We start from the raw sequence: 1,890 nt of genomic DNA on the forward strand, positions 1-1,890 counted from the left end.
ATTACTAGCAACTCCAACTTCATGGGGTCGAGTTGCAGACCCCAATCCGAACTGAGGCCCTGCACATGGTCCAACGGGCCCGGGCCCGGGGCGAGTTGCGCCCGGGCGGCCGGATCGTGGAGTCCACCAGCGGCACGCTGGGACTGGGCCTCGCACTGGCCGGCATGGTGTACCGGCACCCGGTCACGCTGGTCACCGACCCGGGGCTGGAGCCGACCATGACCAGGCTGCTCACCGCGTACGGCGCCGAGGTGGAGGCGGTCGCCAGTGCGCACCCGCGGGGCGGCTGGCAGCAGGCCCGGCGCGACCGGGTGGCCGAACTGCTGGCCCGCCACCCGGGATCGTGGTGCCCCGACCAGTACAACAACCCCGACAACACCACCGCCTACACCCCGCTGGCGCTGGAGCTCGCCGCCCAACTGGGCCACCTGGACGTGCTGGTGTGCAGCGTCGGCACCGGCGGGCACTCGGCCGGCACCTCGCGCGCCTGCGCCAGCTCTACCCGGGGCTGCGGGTGGTCGGGGTGGACACCGTCGGCTCCACGATCTTCGGGCAGCCCGCCCGGACCCGGCTGATGCGCGGCCTGGGCTCCAGCATCTACCCGCGCAACGTCGCCTACCAGGCCTTCGACGAGGTCCACTGGGTCGCCCCGGCCGAGGCCGTCTGGACCTGCCGCCGGCTGGCCGCCTCGCACTACGCCACCGGCGGCTGGAGCGTCGGCGCGGTCGCCCTGGTGGCCGGCTGGCTGGCCCGCACCCGGCCCGCCGGCACCCGGATCGCCGCGATCTTCCCGGACGGGCCGCAGCGCTACCTCGGCACCGTCTACGACGACGAGTACGGCGCCGCGCACGACCTGCTGGACCACCCGCCGGCGGACGGCCCGGACGAGCTCGCCCGGCCGGACGAGCGGGAGGTCACCCGCTGGACCCGCTGCGCCGAGGTGGTCGACCCGCTGACCCTCCCGGGCGCCCCCGGCGGTGCCGCGTGAGGGGGCTGACCGCCCAGTTCCGGGGCCACGAGCGCAGCGTCCGGCTGCTGATGGTCAACCAGTTCACCATCAACCTGGGCTTCTACATGCTGATGCCCTACCTGGCCGCGCACCTGTCCGGCGGCCTGGGCCTGGCCGGCTGGACGGTCGGGCTGGTGCTCGGGGTGCGCAACTTCACCCAGCAGGGCATGTTCCTGGTCGGCGGCACGCTGGCCGACCGGTTCGGTTACAAGCCGCTGATCGTGGCGGGCTGCCTGCTGCGCACCGCCGGCTTCGCCGCGCTCGGCCTCTCCTCCTCGCTGCCCGCCCTGGTGGCGGCCTCGGCGGCCACCGGCCTGGCCGGGGCGCTGTTCAACCCGGCCGTGCGGGCGTACCTGGCACGGGACGCGGGCGAGGAGCGGCGGGTGGCCGCGTTCGCGCTGTTCAACGTCTTCTACCAGGCGGGCGTCCTGCTCGGCCCGCTGGTGGGCATGGCGCTGACGGCCGTGGACTTCCGCACCACCTGCCTGGTCGCGGCCGGGGTGTTCGCGGTGCTCAGCGCGGTGCAGATCCGGTCGCTGCCGGCCCGCCGGGGCTCCGGGCCGGACGAGGGGCACGAGCGTACGGGTGTCCTCGCGCAGTGGCGCGGGGTACTGGCCAACCGGCCGTTCCTGCTCTTCGCGGGCGCGATGACCGGCTCGTACGTGCTGTCCTTCCAGGTGTACCTGGCGCTGCCGCTGGAGGTCCGCCGGCTGGGCGGCGGCGGCACCGGCGGGACGGTGGCGACGGCGCTGCTGTTCGTGGTGTCCGGGCTGGGCACGATCCTGCTCCAGAAAGGGGGGCGACATGGCGCTGACCTTGTCAGAGAAGGACGTGCCACCGCTCGCGGAACAGGACGGGGCATTGCCCCGGATCATCGGCAT

1 protein-coding gene and 1 pseudogene are annotated in these 1,890 nt (G+C 74.0%); both read left to right on the top strand.

Annotation, left to right across the window (positions count from 1 at the left end):
• Window positions 1-56 precede the first annotated feature (56 nt).
• A pseudogene (locus ACWDCZ_RS40940) lies at window positions 57-988 on the top strand (PLP-dependent cysteine synthase family protein); the annotation flags it as partial.
• On the top strand, window positions 985-1,890 hold a 906-nt coding region (locus ACWDCZ_RS40945; RefSeq protein WP_449818665.1), incomplete at its 3' end, for an MFS transporter. The pseudogene ACWDCZ_RS40940 and the gene ACWDCZ_RS40945, both read left to right, overlap by 4 nt.

Source organism: Kitasatospora sp. NPDC001225 (assembly GCF_053597855.1).